The organism is Luteolibacter luteus, assembly GCF_012913485.1.
In the GTDB taxonomy this organism is placed as follows: domain Bacteria; phylum Verrucomicrobiota; class Verrucomicrobiia; order Verrucomicrobiales; family Akkermansiaceae; genus Haloferula; species Haloferula lutea.
Genome location: NZ_CP051774.1, coordinates 428,471 through 448,407, shown reverse-complemented (window position 1 = coordinate 448,407; position 19,937 = coordinate 428,471). Strand labels below are relative to the sequence as shown.

The 19,937-nt window shown below is 61.5% G+C and carries 19 protein-coding genes; 8 read left to right on the top strand and 11 right to left on the bottom strand.

Going from position 1 to position 19,937, the window contains the following annotated elements:
• Positions 1-10 precede the first annotated feature (10 nt).
• Positions 11-661: a hypothetical protein gene (locus HHL09_RS01740; RefSeq protein WP_169452777.1), complete on the top strand. Its 651-nt coding sequence runs from the start codon at positions 11-13 to the stop codon at positions 659-661.
• Positions 662-849: 188 nt separating this feature from the next.
• Positions 850-1,338 carry a PEP-CTERM sorting domain-containing protein gene (locus tag HHL09_RS01735; protein ID WP_169452776.1) on the top strand — a complete coding sequence of 163 codons (489 nt, stop codon included), beginning with the start codon at positions 850-852 and terminating at the stop codon, positions 1,336-1,338.
• Positions 1,339-1,492: 154 nt separating this feature from the next.
• Here HHL09_RS01735 and pheA read toward each other — a convergent pair whose 3' ends face one another.
• Positions 1,493-2,563: a prephenate dehydratase gene (gene pheA / locus HHL09_RS01730; RefSeq protein ID WP_169452775.1), complete on the bottom strand. Its 1,071-nt coding sequence runs from the start codon at positions 2,561-2,563 to the stop codon at positions 1,493-1,495.
• 93 nt (positions 2,564-2,656) lie between these two features.
• Positions 2,657-3,358, bottom strand: coding sequence for an SMC-Scp complex subunit ScpB (scpB, locus tag HHL09_RS01725; protein ID WP_169452774.1), 702 nt, complete (start codon positions 3,356-3,358; stop codon positions 2,657-2,659).
• 247 nt (positions 3,359-3,605) lie between these two features.
• On the opposite strand from scpB, the gene HHL09_RS26350 reads away from it, so the two are divergent.
• The 4 genes from HHL09_RS26350 to folE2 all read left to right on the top strand — a co-directional run bounded on the left by HHL09_RS26350 (position 3,606) and on the right by folE2 (position 5,574).
• Positions 3,606-4,250: a TraR/DksA family transcriptional regulator gene (locus tag HHL09_RS26350; RefSeq protein ID WP_205760959.1), complete on the top strand. Its 645-nt coding sequence runs from the start codon at positions 3,606-3,608 to the stop codon at positions 4,248-4,250.
• A gap of 30 nt (positions 4,251-4,280) precedes the next feature.
• On the top strand, positions 4,281-4,454 hold the full coding sequence (rpmG, locus tag HHL09_RS01715; RefSeq protein ID WP_169452773.1) for a 50S ribosomal protein L33: 174 nt from the start codon (positions 4,281-4,283) through the stop codon (positions 4,452-4,454).
• Positions 4,455-4,457: 3 nt separating this feature from the next.
• A complete protein-coding gene (gene rpsR, locus HHL09_RS01710) occupies positions 4,458-4,700 on the top strand; it encodes a 30S ribosomal protein S18 (protein ID WP_169452772.1) in 243 nt (80 codons plus the stop codon).
• 91 nt (positions 4,701-4,791) lie between these two features.
• Positions 4,792-5,574: a GTP cyclohydrolase FolE2 gene (gene folE2, locus HHL09_RS01705; protein ID WP_169452771.1), complete on the top strand. Its 783-nt coding sequence runs from the start codon at positions 4,792-4,794 to the stop codon at positions 5,572-5,574.
• Positions 5,575-5,640: 66 nt separating this feature from the next.
• Here folE2 and HHL09_RS01700 read toward each other — a convergent pair whose 3' ends face one another.
• The 9 genes from HHL09_RS01700 to HHL09_RS01660 form a co-directional block, all read right to left on the bottom strand.
• The gene (locus tag HHL09_RS01700) at positions 5,641-6,378 is read right to left on the bottom strand and encodes a porin family protein (protein ID WP_169452770.1); all 738 of its coding nucleotides are present in this window, start codon (positions 6,376-6,378) and stop codon (positions 5,641-5,643) included.
• Between the two features lie 144 nt (positions 6,379-6,522).
• Positions 6,523-8,934, bottom strand: coding sequence for a protein translocase subunit SecD (gene secD, locus HHL09_RS01695; protein ID WP_169452769.1), 2,412 nt, complete (start codon positions 8,932-8,934; stop codon positions 6,523-6,525).
• Positions 8,935-9,041: 107 nt separating this feature from the next.
• The gene (gene yajC / locus HHL09_RS01690; protein WP_169452768.1) at positions 9,042-9,380 is read right to left on the bottom strand and encodes a preprotein translocase subunit YajC; all 339 of its coding nucleotides are present in this window, start codon (positions 9,378-9,380) and stop codon (positions 9,042-9,044) included.
• Positions 9,377-10,507, bottom strand: a complete 1,131-nt coding sequence (gene tgt / locus HHL09_RS01685; RefSeq protein ID WP_169452767.1) for a tRNA guanosine(34) transglycosylase Tgt — start codon at positions 10,505-10,507, stop codon at positions 9,377-9,379. The genes yajC and tgt overlap by 4 nt, the downstream gene beginning before the upstream one ends.
• Positions 10,508-10,766: 259 nt before the next feature.
• Positions 10,767-12,401 carry an esterase/lipase family protein gene (locus HHL09_RS01680; RefSeq protein WP_169452766.1) on the bottom strand — a complete coding sequence of 545 codons (1,635 nt, stop codon included), beginning with the start codon at positions 12,399-12,401 and terminating at the stop codon, positions 10,767-10,769.
• 52 nt (positions 12,402-12,453) lie between these two features.
• Entirely contained in the window at positions 12,454-13,728 is a 1,275-nt protein-coding gene (locus HHL09_RS01675) for a hypothetical protein (protein WP_169452765.1), read from the bottom strand.
• Positions 13,725-14,966 carry a cation:proton antiporter gene (locus HHL09_RS01670; RefSeq protein ID WP_169452764.1) on the bottom strand — a complete coding sequence of 414 codons (1,242 nt, stop codon included), beginning with the start codon at positions 14,964-14,966 and terminating at the stop codon, positions 13,725-13,727. The genes HHL09_RS01675 and HHL09_RS01670 overlap by 4 nt, the downstream gene beginning before the upstream one ends.
• A gap of 46 nt (positions 14,967-15,012) precedes the next feature.
• On the bottom strand, positions 15,013-15,741 hold the full coding sequence (locus HHL09_RS01665; protein ID WP_169452763.1) for a hypothetical protein: 729 nt from the start codon (positions 15,739-15,741) through the stop codon (positions 15,013-15,015).
• Positions 15,742-15,848: 107 nt separating this feature from the next.
• A complete protein-coding gene (locus HHL09_RS01660; RefSeq protein ID WP_169452762.1) occupies positions 15,849-16,622 on the bottom strand; it encodes a porin family protein in 774 nt (257 codons plus the stop codon).
• 696 nt (positions 16,623-17,318) lie between these two features.
• Here HHL09_RS01660 and HHL09_RS01655 point away from each other — a divergent pair.
• Both HHL09_RS01655 and purH read left to right on the top strand, forming a co-directional pair.
• Positions 17,319-18,173 (top strand): fumarylacetoacetate hydrolase family protein, encoded by an 855-nt coding sequence (locus HHL09_RS01655; RefSeq protein ID WP_169452761.1) that lies wholly within the window; start codon positions 17,319-17,321, stop codon positions 18,171-18,173.
• A gap of 121 nt (positions 18,174-18,294) precedes the next feature.
• On the top strand, positions 18,295-19,836 hold the full coding sequence (gene purH / locus HHL09_RS01650; RefSeq protein WP_169452760.1) for a bifunctional phosphoribosylaminoimidazolecarboxamide formyltransferase/IMP cyclohydrolase: 1,542 nt from the start codon (positions 18,295-18,297) through the stop codon (positions 19,834-19,836).
• Positions 19,837-19,937 lie beyond the last annotated feature (101 nt).

Below are 19,937 nucleotides of genomic sequence, written 5' to 3'. Positions count from 1 at the left end.
ACATCTGATCATGAGCCTTGGATTATTTTTCGTAGCGCTTGCGATGAGTGCTAGCTTCGTCCCCGCTCTCCATGCGGCGGTCATCGTCCAATATAGCTCCGAGCATGCCCCGGAGGACGGTTCTTTGCCGACTCCCGCGGCTTTCTCGACCGGTAACACCACTGCATCCCCCTTGACCGCCTCCGGCGATGATCTCCAGCGGAGAGATGGTAGTTTGGCTTACAGCGGCTGGGAATCGCGGTTCACGCTCGACAGGTATGTAGGTTTCACGGTGTCAGCAGATCCCGGACTCTCGCTTGTTTTGACTCACCTTTCATTCAAAAGCGTCGCGGACGGAAATATCGGTTTGCGGAGTCCGGCTCAGGGAATCACCCAGTTCACCTTGGCCTATCGCGAGAACTGGGGAGCTGGCTTTGGCGCTTGGATCTTCATGGAGACTTATGATTCGGTCCCGCAGAGTGAGATGGTCTGGGATTTTGAAGATATCTACACGACGGGAATCATTGAGTTCGCTTTGTTTGCGACAGCGGAGTCCCCGGGAGCGAACCTCGCCATCGACACCTTGGATGTCCACGGTTCTGTGCCAGTGCCCGAGCCTTCGGTGGCGATCCTTGCCGGTCTCTCCAGCGCCGTCGCCTTGCGGCGCCGGAGGAGAAACTAAGCTTGCCGTATTCCTTTTTTCCTCCGTCGCGATCCGACCCCTATCATGAGACTCAATGCAATCGTCATTCTGTTTGCGTTGGCCAGCGGCCTTGTTTCCGCCCTTCAGGCGGCAATGATCGTCCAATACAGCTCGAGCATGCTCCGGACGACGGTTCCTTGCCCACGCCGGCAGCTTACTCGACCGGGATGAGCGTCGCATCCCCGCTGGTTGGCTCCAATGACTCCGTTGAACGGAGGGATGGCAGTTTGAATTTCGGCGGTTGGGGATCCAGATACACGCTCGACAAGTATGTGAGCTTCACGGTTACCACCGAGCCAGGATTCGAGGCCACATTGACCCACATCTCGTTCAAGAGCTTCGAGGACGAGGGCGTCGGCTCGCGCAATCCCGCTCCGGGGATCACCTCGTTTACCTTGGCCTACCGCGTGGACCGGGGAACTTGGAACTTCGGGGAGACCTACTACACAATTCCACGAGGTGAAATCGTCTGGGATTTTCAAGATATCCAAACGGGGGGAACCGTTGAGTTCGCCCTGTTTGCCACTGCGGATTTTCCGGGAGCGGATCTTTCGATCGATACGCTGAATGTTTACGGCACCGTGCCCGAGCCTTCGGGGGCGATCCTTGCGGGTCTTTCCGGTGCTGTGACCCTGCGTCGCCGGAGGAGAAACTGAGCTGGTCGTGTGGCCCTTTTCCTCCGTGGCGATCCGCTGGTAAAGCCAGCTGGCAGTTCAATTTCCGTCGCCTTGGTGAAGCCAGCCAAGTCCGTGTCCGCCGGTTGACGCTCGCTACGTTCGGCCAAAGAGGTTGGTATCTTGACTCCGGTGCTTATTCCCCCGCATCCGGATAAGACCCCAGCAGCTTCACCATCGAGCAGTGCTTCTCCAGTTCCTCGATGCCGTTCTTCAGAACCGGATCATCACAGTGGCCGGAGAGGTCCACGTAGAAGATATACTCCCAATCCTTCCGCTTCGAGGGACGGGATTCGATCTTCGACATGTTGATGTGGAATTGATCGAAGGCTTGGAGCGCGCGCACCAGCGAGCCCGGGCGATCATGGATTGCGAAGAGCAGGGAAGTGCGGTCCTTGCCGGTCGGCGGGCAGGTCTTTTCGCCGATCACGAGGAAGCGGGTGGTGTTGGTCGCGCGATCCTGGATCGATTGCTCCAGCACCTCGAGGCCATGCATCTCCGCTCCCAGCGGGCTGCAGATGGCGGCCGCCCCTTCCGCGGCTTTCTCGTGGGCGAGTTGGGCGGCGCGGGTGGTGGAGGATACCTCGATGAGATGAGCCTCCGGGAAGTTCTTTAGGATCCAGCCGCGGCACTGCGCGAGCGCCTGCGGGTGGGAGTAGAGGGTCTTGATCTGCTCCCGGGGGATCGCGGCGGCGAGGCAATTCTCGATCCGCAGGAGAATCTGCGCGCAGATCTGTAGCGGGGAATCAACGAAGAGATCCAGTGTATGCGAGACCGCGCCTTCCGTGGAGTTTTCGATCGGCACCACTCCGTAGTCGGCACGGCGGCGGGCCACTTGGTCAAAGACCTCGGCGAAATTGTGCAGCGGCGTGTATTCCACCGAGTGGCCGAATTTCTTGATCGCGGCCTGATGCGTCCACGATGCCTCGGGGCCCAGATAGGCGATCTTCAGGTCATCCTCCAAGGCGAGCGCCGCGGACATGATCTCGCGATAGATCGCGCGGATCGACTTCTCCGGCAGGCGGCCCTTGTTGCGCTCGATCAGGCGGCGCAGTAGCGCTTCCTCGCGCTCCGGAGCGTAGATCTGCAGGCCATCCCGCTTCTTCACGAGACCCACTTCATGGACCAGATCGGCGCGGTCGGAGAGGAGGTCGAGAAGCTTGCCGTCGATTTCGTCGATGCCTTTGCGGATGTCGTCCAGATTCATGAGCCAATGCCGAATTCAGAAAGTCCGAATGTCGAATGAAGTGTGTGGAGAGAAGAGAAAGCGGTCGGGATCAATTCGTCATTCGCGAATTCGTCATTCGGCATTTTCTGCCGATTTCGCATCGGTCGCACTGAGGGCGAGCTGGGATTCGACGGTGCCGGTGGACTCGGCCGGGGCTTCCGGCAGCTTCACGCGGCGGAGCTCCGTGGCATTCGGCAGGTCATCGACGCTGCGGATGCCGAAATGTTCGTAGAAAAGCTCGGTCGTCTCGTAGAGCAGGGGACGGCCGGGAAGTTCGGCGCGGCCGCCGATGCGCACGAGCTCGCGGTCCAGCAGCTTTTGCAGCATGCCATCGCAGGCCACGCCGCGGACCGCCTCGATCGCACCCTTCGTGATGGGTTGGCGGTAGGCGATGATCGCCAGGGTCTCCATCGCCGGGCCGCTGAGGCGTTCCGGCTTGCGGCCGGGGAAAAGGTGGCGGACGAACTCGCCGTAGCTCGGGCGAGTGAAAAGCTTCCAGCCTTTGGCGCGCTCCATCAGGAAGAAGGCGCGGCCTGTAGTCTCGTAGTCGTGATTCAGCTTCGCGATCGCCACGATGATCTGGTCGGAAGACACGGTCGCGAGGCTGGAAAGCCACTCGGGAAGCTCCTCGGGTGTTTCGCCATCCTCGATTTTCCGGGCGCGCGAATCTTCAGCCTCGGCCACGCGGGCGCGCACCAGACGGGCGATCTCCTCGGCGGGCAAGGGCTCGTCCGAACTGGTCAGGAGGGCTTCGACGATCGATGGCAATTCCATGGCGGGCGGCGAAGCTTAGGCAAGCCACCGGCCATTTCAAGCGTGCCGGTTTTGAAAGCCCCGATCCGGCGGTTCAGGGGCGTGTTTGAATCTGGTTCTTAATAAAATCCGGCGTTGAAGATACGGATCGATGCATGAAATTTCAACTTGCAGAGGTATCAACAAGGCGCTAATCGACCGCGCCCGATTTTCCCCGAGCGGGAAGCAGTCCGGATTTCCAAAGTTTTTCACGACCCCTAGCCCGACCATGGCAGACAAGAAGCAACCCGCGAAGAAAGCGGCATCCGCCCCGGAGAAGAAGCCCGCCGCAAAAGCCGCGAAGCCTGCTCCGAAGGCAGAAGCCAAGAAGCCCGCCCCCGCCGCCAAGGCGAAGCCGGAGCCCGAGGAAGTCGCCGCGCCAGCTCCTGCTGCTGCCGGCCCGGTGAAGGTCAGCGGATTTGTGCTGAAGCAGCGCCAGCGCTTGCTCGACCTGCGGGACGAGCTGGTGGACGCCATGTCCGGCATGACCGGTGAGATCCGCAATGCCCCGGAAGGCAGCGAGGCCTCCGGCAGCGGGATGCACCAGGGGGATGCGGGTAGCGATGCCTACGACCGCGATTTCGCCCTTAGCGTTTTGGCCAAGGAACAGGACGCCCTTTACGAGATCGAGCAGGCTCTCCGCCGCATCGACCGCGGTGCCTACGGCATCTGCGAGATGTCCGGCAAGGCGATCCCGCAGGCCCGCCTTGAAGCCATTCCTTTCGCCCGCCTGACCGTGGAATGCCAGGCCCAGTGGGAGAAAGAATACGGCAATCGCCGCTTCCGCCCGTCCAATGAAGTCGGCTTCGCCGGTGGTAATTATCAGGACGATGAAGATTCCGAAACGGTTTCGCTTGACGAGGACGACGACTGAATTAGTCTCCGCGCCCCTAGTTTCCCGCTCATGCCACGCGACATTATTATCCTTGAATGCACGGAAGCACGTGCGGAGGGCAAGCCCCCGTCCCGCTACGTGACCACGCGCAATAAGAAGAGCCTGCGCACGCCGGGCCGTCTGGAGAAGGTGAAATTCAATCCTTCCCTGCAGCGCCGCACCGTCCACCGCGAACTCCGCTAAATCATGTCCGAACCGAAGACTGTCGAACGTCGGATTCGCTTCCGCAAAGCGAACCGCAAAATGACCACCCGCCGCCACGATATCCCGGCGGACGGCGTTGATTACAAGAATCCCGATCTGCTTTCGAAGTTCACTTCGGAAACCGGCAAGATCCTTCCCCGCCGCGTCACGGGCGTGTCGGCGAAGCTTCACCGCAAGATCACCCGCTCGATCAAGCGCTCCCGCGCTGTGAACCTGATGCCTTGATTGGCAGCAGGAAGCGGTTTGATTTGATCACCAGCTTTACCGGAAGCCTGCCCGTTCACCGGGCGGGCTTCCGTCGTTTACCCAGGACACGATGAAGGAACTCAAGGACACCCAGAACGAGCGGGATGACCGCAATCTGGCAATCGACCGCGTGGGCGTGAAGGGCCTGCGCTTCCCGGTGGAAGTCAGCGACAAGGGCGGCACGGCGCAGCGGACCGTGGCGACCGTCGCCCTTGCAGTGGATCTGCCGCACCACTACAAGGGCACGCACATGAGCCGCTTCGTGGAAGTGCTGAATTCCCACGGCTCCTGCATCGACGTCCGGACCATGGCCAATCTGCCGCGCGAGCTGCTGAAGCGCCTCGATGCGCGGAAGGCTCATGTGGAGTTCCAGTTTCCTTTCTTCCGCTCGAAGGCGGCTCCGGTGACGGGGCGTGCCGGCCTGATGGACTATGAGGTCCGTTTCGAGGTGGAGGCGGAAAAGGATGGTCCGCTTGATTTCATCGTCACCGTGATGGTGCCGGTGGCAACGCTTTGCCCCTGCTCGAAGCAGATTAGCGATCGCGGTGCTCACAACCAGCGTGGCGTGGTGACCTACTCCGTGCGCTGCAAGGAGCCGGTGTGGATCGAGGATCTGGTCGAACTCGTCGAGCGCTCCGCGAGCTGCGAGTTGTATAGCCTCCTCAAGCGGCCGGATGAAAAGGCCGTGACCGAGCGTGCCTATGACAATCCGGTCTTCGTCGAGGACTTGGTGCGGAATGTGGCTTCACGCTCGAACGCGCACGCGGATATCACGTGGTACCGCGTCGAAGCGGAGAATTTCGAGTCGATCCACAATCACAACGCATACGCGGTGATTGAGAAGGTGGGTTGATCCCGCAGAAAGGAGGGGTTGCCGGAGTTGTTGCTCCGCGACCCCGTTCCAAGCTTCGGGCGGGCTTCAGAAGGAGACCTCGAACCAGAGGCCGCCGAAGAGGCGGTCGGTCTCGGGGCTGCTTTCCATCGGGATCGAGGTGCCGAGGAAGGGCGTCACGGCCACGTTCTTGTTGAAGGCGTAGGTCCAGCTCACGCGGGCGTAGAGGTCGTGCCAGCCATCGCTGCCGTAGTAGTCGCTGGTGAAGCTGGTGCCAGCCTTGGCGGAGAAAAAGGAATCGTCGCCCGTTGGTTTGGACCAGCCGGCTTCCAGATTGCCGTACCAGCCGCCGTCACCGGTGTCGTAGGCCACGCCGGCACCGAGGTCCCAGTCCTCGGTCAGGTGCCAGGTGAAGCTGGGATTGAGGTCGAAGCCGTCCTCAAAGAAAGATTCTTCGAAACTGCGGTAGGTCACGGCGAATCCAGCTGTCCACTGCTTGGTGTCGTACTTCAGGTCGATGAAGCCATCGGCCTCGCTGAAATCCTCGTCGCCGGTGGCAGTGCCGTAGTAACCGCCGAGGCTGAGCACCCATTCGTTCGTCAGGGCGATTTCCACTTCCGCCTGCACGTCGATCAGGTCGTCCGCGAGCTTGAAGCCGCGGTGGATGAATTCGCTGCGATAGCCGGTCACCACCTCGATGCCGATGGGCATGTCCGACACCGAATCGCTGGAACCCGAACCCGTGTTCGCGGTCCCGGAAGTCGTCGTGAGTTCACCGGCCAGACAGGGAGAGAGGAGGGGGAGGACGGGAAGCAGGCGTCGCATGGGCGGAAGATGGGAGATTCGCTCCTGAGGAGCAAGGCGGGTTTGACGAGGACCACAGGACCAGCGGAAGCGGAGCCGCTTTCCCACAAAAAAGCCCGGCGATTGTTCGCCGGGCTTCTTTCAGAGGGAACTGTGGATCCGGTATTACGGAGCAGCTTGGATGTCCGATTCGGCCAAGGTGGTGTGCATGACTTCCTTGCGGAGGCTACCACCCTTGCGCTGGCTCCACCAGAGCACCACCGGGGAGGCGATGAAGACGGAGGAGTAGGTGCCGATCACCAGACCGATCAGGATCATGGTCGAGAAGTCCTTCAGGGCCGCACCGCCGAAGATCGCGATGATGGCCACGGTCACGATGGTCGTGAGCGAGGTCAGGATCGTGCGGGAGAGGGTGGCATTGATGGCTTCGTTCATGAGGGCTTTCACATCGCCTTCGTCGGTCTTCAGGGACTCGCGGATACGGTCGAAGATAACGATGGTGTCGTTGATCGAGTAACCGGCGATGGTCAGCAAGGCACCGACGTGGATCAGCGAAAGCTCGCCGCCAATGAGAACCACCAGGCCGGCCGAGAGGATCACGTCGTGCAGAAGTGCGACGAAACCACCGAGCGCGAAGGAGAACTCGAAACGAAGCGTGATGTAGATCAGGATGCCCAGAAGGCCGAGGGCCAAGGCGATGGCCGAGCTCTTGAGGAAGTCACCACCAAGGGTGGGGGACACGCCCTGCGTGCTCTGTTCGACAGCATAGCGCTCCTTGCCATCCAAGGTCTCCTTCTTGGCGAGGATCTCGACGTGTTCGCGGAGGTGGGCGGAGATCTTTTCCGCATCCGCAGTGGCGCAGCGGACGGTCAGGATGTCCACGTTGACGGATTTCTCCATCTGCACGCTCGGGCGCTTCTCCGCGTTCACGCTTTCGAGGGCCTTCTCGACGTCGGCTTGGCTGACACTTTCACCTTGGTCCAAGGTGAATTCGAGGATCGTGCCGCCGGTGAAGTCGATGCCGAGGCTGTTCTCGCGCTTCACGGCGACTGCGGCGATACAAGCGGTGGCAAGGATGCCGGAGATGATGTAGGAAAGCTTCGACTTGGACAGGAAGTCAAAGCGGGTCGCCTTGATCAGGTCGAGGAAGCTCAGCTTCTTCAGCAGGTTCAGGTCATTGCACCAGCGGAAGAGCACCCGGGTCACGAGGATCGCCGAGAACATCGACGCCACGATACCGATGGTCAGGGTGATCGCGAAGCCCTTGATCGAAGAGCTGCCGAGCCAGTAGAGGATCACCGCGGTGATCAAGGAGGTCAGGTTCGAGTCGAAAATGGCCGTGAATGCCTTTTCGTAGGAAGCGTTGATGGCGGTCTTCAGGGTCTTGCCCGCGGCGATTTCCTCACGCAAGCGCTCGTAGATCAGCACGTTCGCGTCCACCGCCATGCCGATCGAGAGGATCATGCCCGCGATACCGGCGAGGGTGAAGGTGAAGTTGAAGATGGCCATGCCGCCGAAGATCAGCAGCGCGTTCACCGCCAAGCCGAAAAGAGCGACGATGCCTGCCACGCGGTAGTAAACGAGCACGAAGACGGCGGTGATCGCGAGACCCGTAAGACCGGCCCACATGCCCTGCTGGACGACTGCGGCGCCGAGGGTGGGGGAGATGGTGCGTTCTTCGATGATCTCGAGCGGGTTTTCCAGCGGGTTCATCATCGCGTTGGAAAGCGCGCGGGCTTCCTCGTAGCTCTCCTGGCCTTCGATCTGGAAGCGCTTGCCGAGCGGCACGCTCTTGAGCACGGGGGCAGTGAGAACCTCGCCGTCGAGCACCACCGCGATGTGGTCTTGGTCCGGCACGAGGTCCTTCGTCAGGGCGATCATCTTGTCGGTGCCAGCGTTGGTGAGGGTGATCCCCACGGCGTGGCTGCCAGCCATCGATTCCGGATAGGCAGTCTGGACGTCCTTACCGGTCAGGGCGACGCGGTTGCTGAGCAGGATGCGGTTGTTGGTCAGCGTGCCGTCCTTGTTCTTGCGATTGTAGTCGAAAACCTTGAAGCCCGGGATGCGCGGATCATCGCCGCTCTCGATGCGGTCGGCGATCGTGCGGCCATCGGCACCGGTTCTCCAGCCTTCGTTGTTCACCTTGCGGAGTTCGAGGCGGGCGACCTTCTGAAGCAGCTCCTTGATCTCGGCAGCGCTCTCCGGCTCCATGCCCGGCATCTGGATGAGGATCTTGTCGGTGCCCTGCTCGACGGCCAACATGTCGATGTTGCCGTAGGCGTTCACCCGCTTTTCGACGGTGGCGCGGGCCTGCTTGAGATCTTCCTTGGTCAGCGCAAGAGGCTTGCCGGTCTCCTCATCGATTTTCGGCTTCACCAGAAGCGTGAAGGAGGAACCACCGACGAGGTCGATGCCGCCCTTCAGATTCTCCTTCGGCGGATAGATCGCGAGGAAGGACATGCCGCAGATGCCGACGAGCAGCACGGTGCCGACGTTACGCTTGCGTCGCTCGAAATCGGTCGCGAAGTACCAGATGAAGAGGAACAGCAGGGCGAGCCCGGCGAGGAATAGGGTCATCGGGTTCTGGAAAACCGATGCCAATGGAACATTGGGCAGAGACATGACTGGAGACGGGAGAGCGGGTGACGCGAAAAGGAGACGCGTGTGCTGGCTTCAGATAGGACTTACGCGGAAGCCGCGCTGTCCTTTTTGATCACGGTAGCCACGGCGGGCTTGTCGAATTCCATCATCACGCCTTCGGCGACCTTGAGGACGACAGTCCGCTCCTTCACGTTGTGGACGATGGCGTGGATTCCGGCGGTGGTGACGACCTCGTCACCCTTCTGAAGGGCTGAGATCCTCTTTTCCAATTCCTTACGCTGGCGCTGCTGCGGGCGGATAAGCAGGAAATAGAACATCACCACCATGACCACCATCATGATCGCGGGGTTGCCCAGAACACCTCCGGTATTCTGCGGAGCACCTGCCCCTTGGGCGAGCAGCGTGAGGAAAGATGGCATCATTCGGATTTCGCTTGGGTATATCTTCTAATGAAGGACTCCTTGAATTCGAGGAAGTTACCTTCGCTGATCGCCTGACGCGCATTAGCGGTGAGGCGGAGGAAGAAATGCAGATTGTGAAAGGAAAGCAACCGCAAAGCGAGGATTTCCCCGGCACGGAAAAGGTGCCGGATATAGGCCCGGGAGAATCGGGCGACGTGAGGGTGAGAGCTTTCGCAGATGGGGCGCTCATCCCGCTCATAGGCCAGATTCTTGATGTGGATCGGCCCGTCGAGGGTGAAAGCCTGCCCGTGGCGCGCGACCCGGGTGGGCATCACGCAGTCAAACATGTCCACGCCGCGCCCGATCATCTCCAAAATCTGAGGCGGAGTGCCAAGTCCCATGGCGTAGCGAGGCTTGTCCTCCGGGAGGAAGGGGACGCTGTGCTCCACCGCCTTCATCATTTCCTCTTCCGGCTCGCCCACCGAGACGCCGCCGATGGCGTAACCATCAAAATCGAGGTTTACTAGTTCGCGGGCGGATTTCTCCCGGAGGTCCGCCCAGATCGAACCTTGCACGATTCCGAAGTGGCGCTGGATGCCCTCTCCGCTCCGCGGCTGGTTTTTTTCGATCCAGTCCTTGCAGCGCTTCGCCCAGCGGGTGGTGAGGTCCAGAGACTTCTCCGCATACTTGCGCTCGCAGGGGTAAGGCGGGCACTCGTCGAAAAGCATCGCGATGTCCGAGCCAAGCGAGGCCTGGATCTCCATGCTGAGTTCCGGGGTCAGCATCATCCGGGAGCCGTCGATGTGGTTTTGGAAACGCACGCCCTCGTCGGTGATTTTCCGGAGCTTCGCCAGCGACCATACTTGGAAGCCGCCCGAGTCGGTCAGGATTGGCCGGTCCCAGCTCGCGAACTTATGGAGCGCGCCGAGGTCACGAATGACCTCGTGTCCCGGCCGAAGCCACAGGTGGTAGGTATTTCCGAGAATGATTTGGGAGCCGAGCAGCTCCAACTCGTCCGGGTGAAGGGTCTTCACCGAGCCTTGGGTGCCCACCGGCATGAAAATGGGTGTTTCCACCGTGCCATGGGCCAGCTCCATGCGCCCGCGACGGGCGTTGCAGGAGGGATCGCGTGCAAGAACCTCAAACATCGGGGGCGCGGTTTAGGGGCAAAAGCCCGGGGTGGAAAGGCAGAATCACTGGTGAGACCGGGCTTCCCTCAGGGAGGGGTGGGGGGGCGCCTGTTATGCCTGTTAAAACAGGGAAAATAACAGGCGATGTGGTCCGGTGAACCCGTGGGAGCGATCCGGATGGGAAGCCATGGCTGAGGAAATCGACATGGGGGGATTTTTACCAAGTCGGGGGCGTTTCTGAATCTTTCCCAGTGGTCTCCGTCCGGAAGTAGCGCGTCTACTTTTCCGCGTATTTCTTCAGGATCCGTTTCACCTCCGCGATACCGTCCGGATGCTGGTGAGCACTGTGGTGGGACGGCACGATCTTCTCTGACACCGCGCCGTCCATGTGCGAACTCCAGTAGGGTACCACGCCATCGCTGCTGACCGGCGGCGTGTGGTCCTTGTTTCCGCCCTTGCCGCGGTCTCCCATGATCGAGTGGTAGGGGATTCCGGGGGCGATCGGCAGCTTGTTCACCTCGCGGACGAAAGGATTGTCAGGAGAAAGGGTGTCGATGCTGTTCGGTGTCCGCTGGAGATGGATGGAGGCATTGTCCGCGGTCAGCACGGAGGCCACCGCGTTCCTGGCATCCGCAAGGAAAGAAGGCATGCGCACCAAGCGCGAGCCGAGGCGGCCGAACCACTTTTCGGCAAGTGCCGAGCCGCGATGGGGAGCTGAGATGAAGATGGCCCGTTGGATGTCCGGCCGGTGCTCGAAGACATAGGAATCCAGCAGGAGCCTCCGGCTGGACCCGTTGATCTTCATTTCGTCCGGTCCCTTGCCAAAGACGCCGCGCCAGATCTTGTCACCGGCATCCGTGACCATGAGCCTGCTGATGATCCCGCCCATGCTGTGGCCCACGATCACGATCCGCTTGTGGCCGGGGAAGGCCTTCGCGACGCCATCCAGCTCCTTGCGGAGGAGCGAGGCGGAGTAGGGATAGGGATAGCCGCTGGGATAGCTGAAGACCCAGAACTGGTAGTGCTTTCGGATCTCCGCATCCTGGAGCAGGGATTCATACATCGGCATCCAAGTCGCCGGGGTGTCCTGCAGGCCGTGGACGAAGAGCACCGGGGTGCGTCCGGCGTCGTATTTCTGCAAGCGGCTGAGCCGTGCGGTGGCCGAGTATTTCTGGGGATTGAGCAGCCGGATGATGCCCAGCCGGTAGGTCCGGTCCGTCGCCAAGAGGAGTGAGCCGGGAGAGCTGAAATCGGCAGCTAGCGGGGGATTCCGTCCGGCGATGGACAAGCGTTCCTCCTCCAAGGGATCGTGGAGTTCCAGCGTGACGGATTTCCCGGAGCCGAAACGCAGGATGGCAGTGAGAGCGGTGTAGGTGCGGTGGACCCCGAAGGTCTTGCGGAAGTTCGGATCGTCGGTGGAGATTGCCACCAAGGGAGCTCCCACACCTGGTCGCGTGGCCTTGGTGTGGGAATACTTCCCTTTGAAATCAAGGGAATCCACCGGGACATAGTGGCGTTCTCCCGCAGGAGCCCCGGGTTCGAGTTTTCCGGCAAGTTTCCAGCCTAGCTGGTCGCTACCGGTGGTGATGTGGCGGCCCCATGGCAGGGAGCCGGCCTTGTCGAGGTCCTCCACCAGACGGCCAATGGCGTGGTTGTAGAGAGCCACGGCCCCCTTCTCGCCAGCCAGTGCCTTTTCTCCTGCAAGCCGTGCGCTTTCGATGAAGTGGGTACTGGCCACCATGGGATCGCTGGTCTTCTTTCCCTCTTCCAGCTCGCGCAGCGCGGCATCCAGCGGTGACTCCGTGTAGTTCCCATGCGGCGTCTTGCTTTCGACGACATGAAAGGAAAGCGGAGCCGAGCAGGCGCTGAAGAAAAACGCCGCAAGGAGCAAGAGGTGGAGCGGGGCTTTCATGAGCGGGTGAACGAAAGCAGGGATGGTGAATCAGGCCCGGCTCCCCAAAGGCCTAGCGCGAAGGATAGGGAACCGCCACGAGCTCCCAGCCGGCGGCCTTGATCCCGGCTGCGGCTGCGGAGGATAAGGTGCCGGTGTGAACCAGCACCTTGGGATCGCTGCCCAAGTCATCGCGATGGGCCACATGAGCGACTTCCTCCGTCCAAGTGATGTGATCGACCGGGGCGGGTACCTGGAGCTGGCCTCCAGCCGTGCGGCCACCGGGCAGCCTGCCGAGCACCTTCAGCGAAACGTAGTCGGCGGCTCCCGAGCGCTGGCGCTCCGCCAGGATGGCGAGCCCGGAGATCAGGAACTCCGCTTGCTCGGCTTCCTCGCAGCCGTTCGCCAGTTGCACGATGTGTCCGCGGCCGGAGGCTTTCGACAGGACTTCCAGATAGCTCACGATCCGGTGGCGGCGGGTGGTGCTCAGGGCGGGATGAATCTGGAAGTTCTTGATGTCCTCCAAGCTCACACCCATGGCGGCCAAGGCCCGCTCATCGCGTAGCGCCAGTTCGCCGCTGGTCAGGGCATAGGTGTCCGCGGGGACGCCCACCATCTCGGTAGCGGCCACTGCCAGTCCGGCCGAGGCTGCTGCCGCGCCAATCCGCAAGGGCAGGCCGCCGGCGAAGAAGGCCCATGTCACCTTGTCCATTTCTTCCTGCAGGCGCGCATTGTCGGAATAAGGGTCCACGCCGAGCTGCTTCGCGGTGTCCAGCTTCGCCTTGTCAAAGCCTGCCGCGCTCTTCGCGGCGTTTCCCAGACCTCGACCTGCGGCTGCCGCGGATTGACCGGGATCACGATCTTCGTGGGCCGCCTCGCTCACCCGGTCCACGGTCTTGGCGACGCCGCGGCCAATCCCGGAGCCGACCTTCGCGAAGAAATGGCCCACGGTCTTCGGGGCCTGCTTCACCGACTCCACGGGGTTCGTCACGATGTTCTTTACCGCATCGATCGGTTGCTCGACGGAGCGTTTCAGCCCTTGGGCGAAGAGATCGCCCTTGCTGGTTTCCACCAGCTTGCGGATCGCCTCCGCTTCCACGATCCGCCGCTTGGCCTCCGGCACGCCGATCGCGCGGAAGGTGCCGAAATCGGTATCGATATCAATGTAGGCCATGTAGCCATCTGTCGGCACCTGATCGCGCACGCGATAGGAGGGGCCGCGGAGCATGTCTGCAGGGAGGAGGTCGGAAGCTTTCAGCAGCACCCCGGACTCGAAGGTGGCGGGGGCTTCCTGGGCAAGGGCTGGCGCGATGATGCAAGCGGAGGCAAGGAGGTGGCGGATATTCATGAGGCGAGGGCTCGAGGTGGAGGATCGGATGAGGTGCCCCCGGGAGCGGGGGGCGCTTCAGATAGCATGCGGGTGGCGTAGCGTGTGGTGAGGATAGGGCCGAGGACGCAGGTGACCACAATGACGATCACCACGGCATTGACGAAGCTGGAATCCAGCAGGCGCACCCCCGCGGCATCCAAGGTCTGGTAGCCCACCACCGCGGATGCGAGGGTGGCCGCCATCTGCGGATAGGAAAGGCTGGCCATGGTCCACATCTCCGCGGACGACTGGCGGAAGATCCGGGTGCTCAGCCAGGCGGCCAGCGTTTTGCCTGCGAGGATCGCGAACAGAAGTCCGAGGCTGAGCAGCGGATTTTCCCGCAGGCTGTGCTTCATCACCGCGAGATCGATAAGGAAGCCGGTGGTGAGGAAAAAGGCGGGGATAAAGAGGGACTTCGCCACGATTTCAAGCTGCTCCACCACGAACTTCCCGCGCATGGCACGCTTCACCGCGATGCCGGCGAGAAAGGCCCCCACGATGCCCTCCAGCCGGATCATGCGGGCTCCCTCCGCGCAAACCGTGATCACCACCAACATGATGACGACCCGGACCTCCGCCCGCTGGCCATAACGGATGATCGCCTTTCTCGCCAGGCTGCCGGCACCAAAAAGGACCAAGGGCACGAAGATGGCGAGTTCCAGCAGCTCGATCCCGAGGAAGCTCCAGGTGAAGCCCGTCTCATGCACGCTAACCGTGATCGCGAGCACCAGCATTGAGGCAATGTCCGTGAAGATGGTCCCGCCCACTACCGTCATCACCATCGGGTGGCGTGCGAGGCCAAGGCGTTCGAGGATCGGAAAGGCCAGAAGTGTGTGGGAGGCGATGATGGAACCGATGAGCAGCGACGGATTCCATGCGTAGCCGCAAATGCGCGCGAGGGCGATGCCGGCCCCGAGCGGTAGGAGGAAGGTGAGTGCCCCGAAGGTCATCGCCTTCGCCCGTGATTTCTTGAAGTCGTCCAGATCGATTTCGAAGCCGACGAAGAACATGAAGAGCAGCTTGCCCAGCTCGGCAAAGAGCGTGATCGCCTGTCCATCTTGCTTCAGAACCCCAAGCACCGCCGGTCCCAGCAGAAAGCCTGCGATGATGAAGCCCAGGATCGAGGGGAGGCGAAGCCGCTCCATGAGCCGGGGCAACAATACCGTGAGCGCCATCGCGATAGCGAAGGCGGTGAGCAAGGTGATTCCCTGGAGCATGGCGGTTTTTTTGGGGGGATGAGTCCGGAGCGGCCGTGGTCCCTTGTTAGAAGGGCATGCGCTTCCGCCGCAGCGCGTTCACCAAGGCGGCGGTAAGAATGGAGAGGGCGGTTTCCGGCTCCGGAACGCTGGTGATGTTGATGTTGTCCACGAGGGCGCTGGTTCCTCCCGCGGAGGCCTGTATGTAGAAGAGCAGGGTGCCATTCTGCCCGTTGGTGATGACGTTTTGATCGAAGGCCAGATCTGCGAGAGAGCCGGTGCCGAGCACATTGCCGGAGCTATCGATGGCGTGAACCGCGGCGGAGTAGGTGACGCTTTCCGGATCGATGGTAGGCACCACGCGGTAGGGACTCGCGAGATCAAGAGTGATGCCGAGATCTTGCCAGCCTGTGGTATTGTCGCGGGCCTGCCAGGTGAAGACTCCCGGAGTGGCGGTGGTGGTAACCCGCAGGTTGGCCGCGTTTCCATTCCCAAAGGCACCGTCCACGATCTCAAACTGGCCGCCGGCCGGACCATCGAAGGTGTCCAACTGGACATCCATGGTGATGCTATAGGCGGCGGTGACATCGAGGTCCGCGGTGTTGTTCCGGAACTGCCGGGAGAAGCTCTGGGAATCGCTGGCTCCTCCGCCGGCATTCGCGCCGCCCGCGGCAAGATCGAGGAAGGCAGGCTCGATGGCGCCGCCTGTCCAAGTGGACCCCCAGTTGCTGGTGTCCTCCCCGGCCTCAAAGTTCTGAACGATGGTGGCAGCCCCTGCGCGGGGCGCGTTGAACATGCCCGCAAGGAGCACCGGAAGCAAACATGACGCTTTCATAAGGGTGATAGTGCGTTGTCGTTTTCATGGTGTTCTCAGGGGGTAGGAGGGAAGAACGGGAGAGAGGATCAGAAGTGGAACACCAGCCCGAGATTCGGGCCGCTACTATCCACATCGTAGGTGAAGCCTGCCTGATTGTAGTCCACGGAAATGATGCGGTAGGCGAGGGCGAGGGAGGTGCATTCGCCGATGCGGTAGCTGATGCCGGCAATCGCCTGCCAGTATTCGTCGGAGGAAACGTCAAATCCTCCGTAGAGGCCGGTGGCAAAAATCGTCCAGCGATCGCCGAGATTGTAGCGGAAGCGGAGCCCGACGTAGGGATCGATCCATTCTTGCGAGCCCGAGACGCTGGTGATCGCGGTGGGGACGGTCATCAGATCGAGATCCACATCCATGCTGGTCACCGCGGCGCCCGCGAGAAAATCGAGGGTGGTGGTCTGGGTGTCGACGAGGGCGTAGCCGACGGAGAGAGACGCCATCAGTTCTTCCTCATTAAAGCGGAGGTAGGAGGTGCCGGAAGGGAGCGCGTCATCGGAGACCTTCAGCCAGATCGCATCCAGATTGATGGACCAGCGGTTGTATCTCGCTTCGAAGGCTCCGCTGAGCCCGCCGTCGAGGGTGTCCCATACGTCGCCGAAATCGAGGTCCACGTTGGCGGGGGCAAGGCCTGCCACGCCGACGTCTCCATCCAGTCCCATCAAGGGTGCGTAGAGAGCGAAGGAAAATTCCCAGCCCGAGTAGGACTCTGTGGCGGGAGTGATGCGCGGCGGGGCTTCATAGGTCTGGCCCGCGTGGGCGGAGATAGCGGCGAGCGAAAGAAGGACGGGAATGGCTTTTTTCATGATTTGGATTTGGCGAAGGTTTCCGCGATGCCGGACAAAGGAGAGAGTGGCTTATGGGCAGGAGGTTTCGTTCAAGTCTTGGAAAACGGATATTGATATTCAGGTGTGATATATCTCGGGCGGCTTGTGGTTCGATCCCGTGGGCCGGTGGTCATTGCCGCTTGAATGCTGCTCTCCGGCTTTTTTGTCCTCGGCAGGCTGCCCATTTGGGCCTTCCGGGTATATTGTCCTTTGGTGCAGATTTTCCCGTTTTAGTTAACTCATCCGATGCGGTGAGCCGGGAGAACGCGAGGGGCCCGGTGTGAAAGGGGCTCAGCAAGCGTGGCCGAAAGGCGCTTCGAGGAGAAAAGGAAAGGGCGCGAACAAGATTCCCCCCGGAGTCAAAGTTCGCGCCCTTTCTGGGTAGTCCAGGTTCCTGCGGCGAATCTATCGGATCGATCTCCCCCCAGAGAATAATCCATTGTAAGGGATACGCTGCACGGCCTGTCCAATGTGCACAGGTGTTGAGAGCACCTTGTGCACGTCTCCATCCTTGGCTGAAAATTTAGCTTTTGAAAAGTTTTAAGTCTTCCTGAATGCCGGGGATGCAAATTTGAAACGAAAAACCAGCGGATTTTCAGTGCTTTGTGACGAACGCAAAAAAAACGGAAAGTGGCTGGATTGCCAGAGGGGGAGACCGCTGTTAGGTATGCGTTCATGAAACTGATCCGCTACGGCGAGCCTGGCCGGGAAGAACCCGGAATCATCCTGGATGACGGCCGCCGCCTCGACGTGGGTGGGCAATTCACCGATTACGACGAGGGCTTCTTCGCTCTTGGCGGCATGGAGGCCCTGCAGGCCTGGGTGGAGGACGGTTGTCCGGACGCGGAGGAGATCCCTCCGGAGGTGCGGCTTGGTCCGCCCGTGGACCGGCCCTCGAAGATCGTCTGCGTGGGGAAGAACTACCTCGATCACGCGAAGGAATTCGGTGAGGGGATCCCGACCGAGCCGGTGCTTTTCATGAAAGCCAGCACCTGCTGGAGCGGGCCCTATGATGATGTGGTGAATCCGCCCGGTGCCCACAAGCTGGACTACGAGGTCGAGCTGGCCCTGGTGATCGGCAAGACCGCCTCCCACGTGCCGGAGGAGCACGCGCTGGACTACGTGGCTGGCTACTCGGTCTTCTGCGACTACTCCGAGCGCGCCTTCCAGAAGGAAATGGGAGGCCAGTGGATGAAGGGGAAGAGCTGCGATACCTTTGGCCCGATGGGGCCGTGGCTGGTCCCTGCCTCCGCTGTGCCGGATCCGCAGGGACTGCGCCTGTGGTGCAAGGTGAACGGCGAGCTGCGCCAGAACGGGTGGACGGGGGACATGATGTTTGGCCTGCGCCATCTGGTGTCCTACATCAGCCGTTTCATGACACTTTTGCCCGGCGACGTGATCGCCACGGGTACCCCGGCCGGGGTCGGCATGGGGATGAAGCCGCCGCGCTACCTGGCCCCCGGAGATTGCGTGGAATTGGGCATCGAGGGCCTGGGCGAGATGCGCCAGCGGGTCGTCGCCAGCCACTGACCGGATCCATTTTCAACGAAAAACCGCTACCGGGCGGTCCTGCATTCCGCGCTTGCCGCCGGGCCTACCGGGGACTACGCGGGGCGGGTCGCCCCGATTTCTCAAACCACCTCTCGACACGATGCCCATCGAACGCGCCCTTCTTTCCGTCTCCGATAAGACCGGTCTCGCCGACTTCGCCAAGCAGCTGCATGAGGCTGGCGTGGAGCTCCTCTCCACCGGCGGCACCGCCAAGACCCTGCGCGAAGCCGGCCTGCCAGTGATGGACGTGTCCGAATTCACCGGCGCTCCGGAACTTTTCGAAGGCCGCGTGAAGACCCTGCACCCCAAGGTTCACGGCGGCCTGCTCCACAAGCGCGATGACAAGGAGCATCTGGCCCAGGCAAGGGAGCACAATATCCCGCCGATCGATCTGGTGGTGGTGAATCTTTACCCCTTCGAGCAGACGATCACGAAACCGGATGTGACCCTTGCGGACGCGATCGAGAACATCGACATCGGCGGCCCTTCGATGCTGCGCAGCGCGGCGAAGAACTACGCCTCCGTGACCGTGGTGACCGACCCGAACGATTACCAGCGCGTGGTCGATGAGATGAAGGAGCACGGTGGGAACACGACTATCGGCTTCCGCGAGCAGCTGGCTGTGAAGGTTTTCCTCCGCACTTCGCAGTACGATGCGGCGATCTCGAACTACCTCGGCCAGTGCGGGCAGGGGACCCGCTGCAATTTCACCGTGAGCCTGCCGCTCGAGATGGAGCTGCGCTACGGAGACAACCCGCACCAGAAGTCGGCACTCTATGGCGATTTCAAGAGCTGCTTCAGCCAGCTGCAGGGCAAGGAGCTGAGCTACACCAACATCCTCGACATCGAGGCTGCCGCGGACCTGATCCTCGACTTCGTGCGTCCGACGATCGGCATCCTGAAGCACACGAACCCCTGCGGTGTGGGCCAGGACGATGAGGACCTGCGCGTGGCTTGGCAGAAGGCCTTTGAAACCGACCGCCAGGCACCCTTCGGTGGGGTGATCGTGTGCAACCGCCCGCTGACGGAAGGCGTGGCCCGCATCATCTCGGAGATTTTCACGGATGTCATCATCGCCCCGGACTACGAGCCGGAAGCCCGTGCGGTACTTCAGAAGAAGAAGAACTTGCGCATCATGAAGCTGAACGACGCCTACCTCGTCGCGAAGCGCGCACCGGTCGTCCGCTCCTGTCCGGGCGGGCTGATGGTGATGGACCGCGACCACACCGCGTTGGGCCTCGATAACCTCGAGGGCAAGGTGGTGACGAAGCGTCCGCCGACCGAAGAGGAAATGCGCGCGATGCGCTTTGCCTGGCGCGTGGTGAAGCACGTGAAGTCGAACGCCATCGTTTACGCGAAGAGCGACCGCACTCTGGGCATTGGTGCCGGCCAGATGAGCCGCGTGGACAGCTCCCGCATCGCGGTGTGGAAGGCGAAGGAAGCAGGCTTGGACTTGAAGGGCTCGGTCATCGCTTCTGACGCGATGTTCCCCTTTGCCGACGGCCTGCAAGCTGCGATCGAAGCCGGTGCGACGGCCTGCATCCAGCCGGGCGGCTCGATGCGTGATGAAGAAGTCATCGCCGCCGCGGATGCCGCGGGCCTTGCGATGATCTTCACCGGTCATCGTCACTTCAGGCACTGAAGCGATTGATCAAGGAAGGGGCGCTGCTCGCGCCCCTGCTCTGCGGTGGGGCGGACCGGTTCGGTCCGCTCGAACTGTTTTTGGGAGAGGGGTTTTGTCCC

Excerpts from the sequence above, each read along its gene's own strand:
- HHL09_RS01740 (WP_169452777.1), top strand. The coding sequence starts at position 11 with ATGAGCCTTGGATTATTTTTCGTAGCGCTTGCGATGAGTGCTAGCTTC.
- HHL09_RS01735 (WP_169452776.1), top strand. The coding sequence starts at position 850 with ATGAGCGTCGCATCCCCGCTGGTTGGCTCCAATGACTCCGTTGAACGG.
- pheA (WP_169452775.1), bottom strand. The coding sequence starts at position 2,563 with ATGAATCTGGACGACATCCGCAAAGGCATCGACGAAATCGACGGCAAG.
- scpB (WP_169452774.1), bottom strand. The coding sequence starts at position 3,358 with ATGGAATTGCCATCGATCGTCGAAGCCCTCCTGACCAGTTCGGACGAG.
- HHL09_RS26350 (WP_205760959.1), top strand. The coding sequence starts at position 3,606 with ATGGCAGACAAGAAGCAACCCGCGAAGAAAGCGGCATCCGCCCCGGAG.
- rpmG (WP_169452773.1), top strand. The coding sequence starts at position 4,281 with ATGCCACGCGACATTATTATCCTTGAATGCACGGAAGCACGTGCGGAG.
- rpsR (WP_169452772.1), top strand. The coding sequence starts at position 4,458 with ATGTCCGAACCGAAGACTGTCGAACGTCGGATTCGCTTCCGCAAAGCG.
- folE2 (WP_169452771.1), top strand. The coding sequence starts at position 4,792 with ATGAAGGAACTCAAGGACACCCAGAACGAGCGGGATGACCGCAATCTG.
- HHL09_RS01700 (WP_169452770.1), bottom strand. The coding sequence starts at position 6,378 with ATGCGACGCCTGCTTCCCGTCCTCCCCCTCCTCTCTCCCTGTCTGGCC.
- secD (WP_169452769.1), bottom strand. The coding sequence starts at position 8,934 with ATGACCCTATTCCTCGCCGGGCTCGCCCTGCTGTTCCTCTTCATCTGG.
- yajC (WP_169452768.1), bottom strand. The coding sequence starts at position 9,380 with ATGATGCCATCTTTCCTCACGCTGCTCGCCCAAGGGGCAGGTGCTCCG.
- tgt (WP_169452767.1), bottom strand. The coding sequence starts at position 10,507 with ATGTTTGAGGTTCTTGCACGCGATCCCTCCTGCAACGCCCGTCGCGGG.
- HHL09_RS01680 (WP_169452766.1), bottom strand. The coding sequence starts at position 12,401 with ATGAAAGCCCCGCTCCACCTCTTGCTCCTTGCGGCGTTTTTCTTCAGC.
- HHL09_RS01675 (WP_169452765.1), bottom strand. The coding sequence starts at position 13,728 with ATGAATATCCGCCACCTCCTTGCCTCCGCTTGCATCATCGCGCCAGCC.
- HHL09_RS01670 (WP_169452764.1), bottom strand. The coding sequence starts at position 14,966 with ATGCTCCAGGGAATCACCTTGCTCACCGCCTTCGCTATCGCGATGGCG.
- HHL09_RS01665 (WP_169452763.1), bottom strand. The coding sequence starts at position 15,741 with ATGTTCAACGCGCCCCGCGCAGGGGCTGCCACCATCGTTCAGAACTTT.
- HHL09_RS01660 (WP_169452762.1), bottom strand. The coding sequence starts at position 16,622 with ATGAAAAAAGCCATTCCCGTCCTTCTTTCGCTCGCCGCTATCTCCGCC.
- HHL09_RS01655 (WP_169452761.1), top strand. The coding sequence starts at position 17,319 with ATGAAACTGATCCGCTACGGCGAGCCTGGCCGGGAAGAACCCGGAATC.
- purH (WP_169452760.1), top strand. The coding sequence starts at position 18,295 with ATGCCCATCGAACGCGCCCTTCTTTCCGTCTCCGATAAGACCGGTCTC.